The organism is Bradyrhizobium sp. (assembly GCF_052389815.1).
Lineage (GTDB): Bacteria > Pseudomonadota > Alphaproteobacteria > Rhizobiales > Xanthobacteraceae > Bradyrhizobium.
Map to the genome: position 1 here is coordinate 1 of NZ_JBQTHN010000234.1, position 7,286 is coordinate 7,286.

The 7,286-nt window shown below is 66.3% G+C and carries 8 protein-coding genes; 3 read left to right on the forward strand and 5 right to left on the reverse strand.

All coding sequences use genetic code 11. From position 1 onward, the window contains the following. From ACT4OC_RS30805 to ACT4OC_RS30820, 4 genes are all read right to left on the reverse strand, one after another. On the reverse strand, window positions 1-2,107 hold a 2,107-nt coding region (locus ACT4OC_RS30805), incomplete at its 3' end, for a S9 family peptidase (RefSeq protein ID WP_444842838.1). Window positions 2,108-2,188: 81 nt separating this feature from the next. Further along, a complete protein-coding gene (locus tag ACT4OC_RS30810; protein WP_444842839.1) occupies window positions 2,189-3,373 on the reverse strand; it encodes a pyridoxal-phosphate-dependent aminotransferase family protein in 1,185 nt (394 codons plus the stop codon). Between the two features lie 108 nt (window positions 3,374-3,481). Next, window positions 3,482-4,234 (reverse strand): LssY C-terminal domain-containing protein, encoded by a 753-nt coding sequence (locus ACT4OC_RS30815; protein WP_444842840.1) that lies wholly within the window; start codon window positions 4,232-4,234, stop codon window positions 3,482-3,484. A gap of 68 nt (window positions 4,235-4,302) precedes the next feature. After that, the gene (locus ACT4OC_RS30820) at window positions 4,303-5,037 is read right to left on the reverse strand and encodes a thermonuclease family protein (RefSeq protein ID WP_444842841.1); all 735 of its coding nucleotides are present in this window, start codon (window positions 5,035-5,037) and stop codon (window positions 4,303-4,305) included. 238 nt (window positions 5,038-5,275) lie between these two features. Here ACT4OC_RS30820 and ACT4OC_RS30825 point away from each other — a divergent pair, with 238 nt between their 5' ends. The 3 genes from ACT4OC_RS30825 to ACT4OC_RS30835 are packed head-to-tail and all read left to right on the forward strand — an operon-like array spanning window position 5,276 to window position 6,886. Beyond that, window positions 5,276-6,388 carry an NADH:flavin oxidoreductase/NADH oxidase gene (locus ACT4OC_RS30825; RefSeq protein WP_444842842.1) on the forward strand — a complete coding sequence of 371 codons (1,113 nt, stop codon included), beginning with the start codon at window positions 5,276-5,278 and terminating at the stop codon, window positions 6,386-6,388. 30 nt (window positions 6,389-6,418) lie between these two features. After that, a complete protein-coding gene (locus tag ACT4OC_RS30830) occupies window positions 6,419-6,688 on the forward strand; it encodes a DUF1902 domain-containing protein (protein WP_444842843.1) in 270 nt (89 codons plus the stop codon). Beyond that, a complete protein-coding gene (locus ACT4OC_RS30835; protein ID WP_444842844.1) occupies window positions 6,689-6,886 on the forward strand; it encodes a type II toxin-antitoxin system HicA family toxin in 198 nt (65 codons plus the stop codon). An 8-nt stretch (window positions 6,887-6,894) separates the two neighbouring features. Here ACT4OC_RS30835 and ACT4OC_RS30840 read toward each other — a convergent pair. Next, the coding region (locus tag ACT4OC_RS30840) for a nitroreductase family protein (RefSeq protein WP_444842845.1) at window positions 6,895-7,286 on the reverse strand (392 nt) is incomplete at its 5' end.

Here is a 7,286-nt window from a genome sequence, read left to right on the forward strand (position 1 = left end):
CTTTATCCGCCAACCCCACCGCCCACAGCGCGAACGCGTAGACGATCGCGATCTCGTCGAGCCGGTTGAAGCGTCCCGATGCGCCGCCGTGTCCGGCGCCCATGTTCGTTCGCAGCAGCACCGGACCGCCGCCGCGCATGGTCGCACGCAGCCGCGCGATCCATTTCGCCGGCTCCCAATAGGTGACGCGCGGATCGGTCAGGCCGCCCATCGCCAGGATCGCCGGGTAGTCCGTGGCCGCGACATTGTCGTAGGGCGAATAGGACAGGATGGTGCGGAAATCCTTCTCGCTCTCGATCGGATTGCCCCATTCCGGCCATTCCGGCGGCGTCAGCGGCAGCGAGTCGTCGAGCATGGTGTTGAGCACGTCGACGAACGGCACCTCGGCGACGATGCCGGCGAAAAGTTCGCCGGCGCGGTTGGCGCTAGCTCCCATCAGCATGCCGCCGGCGCTGCCGCCGTGGCCGACAATGCGCTTGGCGCCGGTGTATTTCGCCTCGATGAGCGCGCGGCCCGCGGCGGCGAAATCGTCGAACGTGTTGGTCTTCATTTCGCGCTTGCCGTCGAGATACCAGCCCCAGCCCTTGTCCGAGCCGCCCCGGATATGGGCGATGGCGTAGACGAAGCCGCGATCGACCAGCGACAGCCGGTTGGCATTGAACGAGGCCGGCATCGCATGGCCATACGAGCCGTAGCCGTAGAGCAGCAGCGGCGCCCGTCCGTCGCGCGCGAAATCCTTGGCGTGCAGGATCGACACCGGCACCTCGGCGCCGTCATGCGACCGCGCCATGATCCGCGTCGTGACGTAGTCGGCAGGATCGTGCCCGGAGGGGATCTCCTGCCGCTTGCGCAGCACTCGCGCCCGCTTCGCCATGTCGTAGTCATAGACTTCCGACGGCGTCGTCATCGACGAGTAGGAAAAGCGCAGGTTGGTGGTGTCGAACTCGTAGCCGCCCATGGTGTCGAGGGAGTAGGCGGCCTCATCGAAGGCAATGGCGTGCTCTTCGCCCGTCGTGAAATCGCGGATCACGATCGCCGGCAGGGCGTTGGCGCGCTCCAGCCGCACCATGTGGCCGGCATAAAGCTCGACGTCGAGCACATAGACCCCCTCGCGGTAGGCGATCAGGTCGCGCCAGTTGGCGCGTTCGGGCGAAGCCAGCGGCGCGGTAACGACCTTGAAGTCGATCGCGCCATCGGCATTGGTGAGGATGTAGAGCTCGTCGCCGCGGTCATTGGACGAGTACTGCACGCCCTCCTCACGCGCCGCGACGAGGCGCGGCGGCGCATCGGGATTGGCCAGGTCGATCAGCCGCTGTTCCGAAGTCTCATGGTCGCCGCCGGCGATCACGCAAAACCGGCTGCTCGAGCTTTCGTGCAGGTGAGTGAACCAGCCGGGATCCTGCTCCTCATAGACCAGGATGTCGTCGGTCTGTCCGGTGCCGAGGCGGTGCCGCCAGACCTGCATCGGGCGATGGTTGTCGTCGAGCTTGACGTAGAAGAAGCTCGCCCCGTCCTTGCTCCAGACCGCGGTGCCGTCGGTCTCCTCGACGAGGTCGTCGAGGTCTGTGCCGGTCGCCCAGTCGCGCACGCGAATGGAAAAATACTCCGAGCCCTTGGTGTCCGCGCTCCAGGCCTGCAGTTTGTGATCCGGCGAATGCCGGCTGCCGCCGAACTTGAAATATTTGCAACCCGCCGCCAGCGCGTCGCCGTCGAGCACGATCGCGGCCTCGCCGCCTTGCCGCGGCATGCGGCCGAACATTTCGTGCTGTCCGCCCTCGCGGAACTTGCGGAAATAGGCGTAAGGCCCGTCCGGCGAGGGAACGCTGGAATCGTCCTCCTTGATGCGGCCGCGCATTTCCGCAACCAGCTTCTTCTGCAAGCCGTCGGTATGGCCGAGCACCTGCTCGGTGTAGTCGTTCTCTTCCTCCAGATAGCGGCGGATGTCGGGATCGAGGATCGAGGGGTCGCGCAGCACCTCCTGCCAGTTGGGGTCCTTCAGCCAGGCATAGTCGTCCGTGACCGTAATGCCGTGGGCGGTGAAGGAATGCGGCCGGCGCGGCGCAATCGGCGCGGCTGGCGGCTTCTCGGCTGGTTTCGGTCGGTTCACTCGGTCCTCATTCGCTGCGATATCGGTTCCCGCAATATCGGTACGCTGAGAGCGGAATGCCAGCCGAGGCGGCGAAAAGGGTCAGGCGCTTACGGATTCGCCGAGCCACTCGATGGCGGCTTCGGTCCCGCCCCGGCCATGCGGGATCTGCAGCGCCTTGAGCGCCGTCTCGATGACGGCGAGCGTGCCCAAAATCATCGGCGCGTTGACATGGCCCATATGGGCGATGCGGAAGGCCTGGCCGTGCAACTCGCCGATGCCGACGCCGAGCACGACGCCGCACTTCTCCTTGCAGTAGCGATGCAGCGGCACCGGATCGTAGCCGTTCGTCATCACGGTCGTGACCGTATTGGAACGCTCGCTGGTTTCCGCGATGTTGATGCTCAGCACCTGCCCCTCCGACCAGCGCGACACCGCGCGCCGCACGGCTTCGCCGAGCAGGCGATGGCGCTGGAAGGTATTTTCCAGGCCTTCGGCGAACAGCATGTCGATGGCCTTGCGCATCGCGAACAACAGATGCACCGGTGCGGTGCCGGCATATTTGCGATAGTGCTCGCTGCCCTCGCGCTCGGTCCAGTCCCAATAGGGCGTGCGCAAATTCGCCTTCTTGTGCGCCTCGCGGGCGCGGTCGCTGGCGGATACGAAGCCGAGGCCCGGCGGCGTCATCAGGCCTTTTTGCGAGCCGGACATCGCGACGTCGACGCCCCATGCGTCCATCTCGAACGGCATGCAGCCGAGCGAGGCCACGGTGTCGACCATGTACAGGGCGGGATGGCCGGCGGCCTTGATCGCCTTGCCGATCGCCTCGATATCGTTCCAGACGCCGGAGGCCGTATCGACCTGCGCCACCAGCACCGCCTTGATCGTGTGCTCCTTGTCCTGCCGCAGCCGTTCTTCGACTTCGGCGGGCCGCACGGCGCGGCGCCAGTCGCCCTTCAGCACCTCGACGTCGACGCCCATCATACCGGCGGCAATGCCCCAGCCGACCGCAAACCGCCCGCTCTCCAGCACCAGGATCTTGTCGCCGCGCGACAATACGTTGGAGATCGCCGCTTCCCAGGCGCCATGGCCGTTGGCGATGTGGATGTAGGACCTGTTTTTGGTCGCAAACAGCTTCGACAGATCGTCGTGCAGGCTGTCGCTCAGCTCGATCATTTCGCGGGAATAGATGTCGAGCGCCGGACGGTGCATGGCCTGCAGCACCTCGTCGGGCATCGTGGTGGGTCCGGGGATGGCCAGAAATTCCCGGCCCGCGCGAACGGTCATTGGCAGTCTTCCCTGTCTGGATTCGCGGCCATGCTGGCATGGCCGGACGCAATTTCAAAGGGCCTCCGAGCGGTGCATTCATGCAGAATTGTAACGAGTAGGTTTGCCTCAATTCCTCATGGTGCCGGCAATCTGGCGCCAGATCCGGTCCTTGATTTCCGTCGCCAGCGGGCTCGGCAGCACGTTCACCGGCGCGGTGTTTTTCCGGCAGGCCTCGACCAGGCGCAAAATCCACACCTCGCCATCGGTATGATAGAGGTCGCCGCCGCCGTTGCGGCCCGCCAGTGTCGGGCCGATGCCGGTGACCTGATATTTGGCGGTCACCATGGCAGCCGCTTCGAGGTCGAGCGTCAGCGCCGCCCGCTCCAGGTCGATGTCGGCGTCGATGTGATGGGTGATGGCGCCGGTGTAATGGCTGACGCCGACGCCGCGGTCCATGGTTGCAGCCCCGAGCCAAACCGGGCGCTTCTCCTCGCCGTCGTCCAGCACCTTCCAGAAGCGGACGTGGTTGCGGCGGTCGGCGCTGGCGCCGATCGGCTTTTCAAAGGCGAGGTCCTCGCGCCGGCCGAGATAATAGAGATTGCTCACCGGCGCATCCCGGTAGGGCCGGCCGAGCAGCACGCTGCCGACGATCTCGATGGAGGATTTCAGCGTGATCGGATCGGCGGGAAACCAGTTCGCCGCATGCATCGCGCAGATGATGTCGTTCCTGTCGCCGATCAGCCCGACATTGACGGGATCGCCTGGAATGCCCTGCGCGGTGCGGGTCACCATGTCGAGGCCGGCGAGGCCCTTCTGGCGCTCGTGATGGGTCCACAGCAGCGGCAGCACGATATAGGCGAGCAGGATGTACGCCGCCATTGTGAGCAGCAGGATGATCGAGGCGCGGCGCAGGCGGCTGCGCTTGCCTGTATCGCTTTCTGTCCTCGTCAGCGCCGCGTCTCCCGGCAGCCGGCGGCCTCGGCCTCCTCGACCGAGCAGAACCAGCGGGTGCCCTTGGCGATCTTCATCTTGATCTTCGCGTACCAGCGGCTGGTCGGGCGGTGATAGATGCATTCGCCCGACGTGTTGACGTTGCCCTTGATGGTGCAGTCGGGCGACGGCGCGACCGGGCCCGAGGCCGATGCCAGCAGGATGGCCCTCGCATTGTCCGGCGGCTTCACCGCGCCGAGTACGGCCGTCTTCTTGTTGCGCACGCGCCAGTCCCACGGCGCGATGAAGGCGCCTTGCCACATGCCCGCCTTGGCCTCGCGCGCCATCTTCTCGTCGGCTTCGTAATCCTTCGAGATGCGGAGATAGGCCAGCGCCCAGCCGTTCGACACCAGCCATTTCTGGATGTCCTGGCCGTCGACCTGGCAGCGCGCCACGGTGCGGCCGCGGCGGTCGATGGCGCGGGTCTGGCAGGTCCACTTCCTGCCGCCGCTAAACTTGACGAGCTCGTCGCGCGCGGCGACGCCGCAGGTCCAGCGTTCGCCCTTGGTGTTGAGGCAGAGCTGGTCGGTGGAGGGCGTGTCGATGCCGCCGAGGCGAATGCGGGTTGCGCCGATCTGGACCAGGTCGGCGTCGCGGATCTTGGGAACGCCCGATATCTCGGCGGCGCCGGCAGCAGTGGGCACCAGCAGGACGAGACACGCGAGCCAGCACTTCCTCAGGGTCATCGGCATTCCCAGGCGCAGAATCGTGGACGTGACGGCTCGATTGTGCGGGCAAACGGCCGGCCGTGCCAGCGGCCGGGCCGGACGCCGCTTTCAATTTAATGCGATGACCCACAGGCCGGGTTCGCTTCCGTACGCGGTCCCGCGGCAAAGCGTAAGGGGAGGGTTGCAGGCCCGGCGGTTGAGGGCGGGGCAACGCCCCGCTACAAATTGGGCGGCTTCCTCCTCCATCTTCCCGGAAATCCGCATGAGCACGCTGTTTTCGCCGATCCAGTTGCGCGACCTCAAGCTGGCCAACCGCATCATGGTGGCGCCGATGTGCCAGTATTCGGCGGAGGACGGCTCGGCTACCGACTGGCACTTCACCCACATCAACTCGCTGGCGCTGTCGGGCGCCGCGATGTTCTGCATCGAGGCGACCGGCGTCGAGGCGATCGGCCGCATCACGCCCGGGTGCCTCGGCCTTTACAGCGACGCCAACGAGGCGGCGTTGAAGCCGGTCATCGCCTCCGTGCGCCGGCATTCGAAGGCGGCGATCGCCATCCAGCTCGCCCATGCCGGCCGCAAGGCCTCCAGCCACACGCCGTGGGACGGCGGTCAGCTGATCCCTGTCTCCGAAGGCGGCTGGCTGCCGGAGGGACCGTCCGACGTGCCGCACAAGGCGGAGGAGCCGCCGCCGCGCGCGCTGGATGCGGCGGGCCTGAAGCGCATCGTCGACGCCTTCGTCGCGGCGGCCAGGCGCGCCGACCGGCTCGGCCTCGATGCGATCGAGGTGCACTGCGCGCACGGCTATCTCCTGCATCAGTTCCTGTCGCCGATCTCCAATCGAAGGACCGATCGCTATGGCGGCAGCCTCGAGAACCGCATCCGCTTTCCGCTCGAAGTGTTCGAGGCGGTGCGTGCGACGTTCCCGCAAGAAAAGCCGGTCGGCATCCGCGTCTCCTGCGCCGACTGGGTCGAGGGCGGCTGGGACATCGACCAGACCATCGAGTTCGCCAGGGCGCTGAAGCAGCGCCGCGTCGACTGGATCGACGCCTCCTCCGGCGGCGTGTCGCCGCTGCAGAAAATTCCGCTCGGGCCCGGCTACCAGGTGCCGTTCGCGCAGGCCATCAAGCAGGCGACCGGCGTCGTCACCATGGCGGTCGGCCTGATCACCGAGGCGAAGCAGGCCGAGGAGATCATAGCCTCCGGCAAGGCCGACATGGTCGCGCTCGCGCGCGGCATGCTCTACGACCCGCGCTGGGGCTGGCACGCCGCCGCCGAGCTCGGCGGCGAAGTGAGCGCCCCGCCGCAATACTGGCGCTCGCAGCCGTCGACGCAAAAGGCGCTGTTCGGCAAGACGAGCTTCGGGACGCGGTGAGGCGGGACTTTTGCCGGGCGTTGCGCTATCATGGGCAGCGAACGGCAGCAGTCCGACGGAGCGGGAATGCCCAAACCTGTCATCTTCACGATTTCGGCGACATGGGACGAAGAAGCTTCGGTCTGGAGCGGACATTGCGATGACATTCCCGCGGCGGCCGATGCGCCGACGCTCGACGGTCTCCTGGATAAAATCTCGGCGATGGCGCTCGATTTGCTGCCGGACAATCATCCGGACGTCGCTCCAGAATCGCTGTTCCTGCAAATCACTGCGTTGCGCGAAGTCGAACCGGCAAACTAAATGGCGCCGCAATTCGATTGGGCGCTGCGCGAACTGTTGCGCGCCGCGGGCTGCGAGATGGTCCGACAGGGGCGCGGCAGCCACGAAATCTGGCATAGCCCGATCACAAAGCGTAATTTCGCCGTACCAGTCGGCATTCCAAGCCGACACACCGCCAATGCAATCCTGCGCCAGGCCGGTTTGCCCAAGGCGTTCTGACATCCGCCTCAATCCGCAAACCCCACATAGCGCACGAAGCTGCCGTTTTCCTCGCGATCGGACCGCACGCCGTTGGCGGGGAAGCTGTCGTCGGGGTAGCCCATGGCGACGCAGGTCATGATCGCCTGGCTGTCGGGGATATCGGCCACCTCGCGCACGATGTCGGAGCGCATGATGCCCTGGCCGTTGATGACGCTGCCGAGCCCGCGGTCCCAGGCGGCGAGCACGATGCCGTAGCAGAGCGCGCCGAGGTCGAAATGCACCACCGCGCCGGGATCGAGCTCGCGGTCGTAGGTCAGGACCATCGACACCGGCGCGTCGAACTGGCGGAAGCCGCGCAGCACCCAGTCCTGCCGCATCGGCTTGTCGTCGCGCGCGATGCCCATCGCGGCGAACAGCT

Bases quoted from the DNA above. Each gene is read 5' to 3' on its own strand.
- ACT4OC_RS30810 (WP_444842839.1), bottom strand. From the start codon at position 3,373: ATGACCGTTCGCGCGGGCCGGGAATTTCTGGCCATCCCCGGACCCACC.
- ACT4OC_RS30815 (WP_444842840.1), bottom strand. From the start codon at position 4,234: ATGGCGGCGTACATCCTGCTCGCCTATATCGTGCTGCCGCTGCTGTGG.
- ACT4OC_RS30820 (WP_444842841.1), bottom strand. From the start codon at position 5,037: ATGCCGATGACCCTGAGGAAGTGCTGGCTCGCGTGTCTCGTCCTGCTG.
- ACT4OC_RS30825 (WP_444842842.1), top strand. From the start codon at position 5,276: ATGAGCACGCTGTTTTCGCCGATCCAGTTGCGCGACCTCAAGCTGGCC.
- ACT4OC_RS30830 (WP_444842843.1), top strand. From the start codon at position 6,419: ATGGGCAGCGAACGGCAGCAGTCCGACGGAGCGGGAATGCCCAAACCT.
- ACT4OC_RS30835 (WP_444842844.1), top strand. From the start codon at position 6,689: ATGGCGCCGCAATTCGATTGGGCGCTGCGCGAACTGTTGCGCGCCGCG.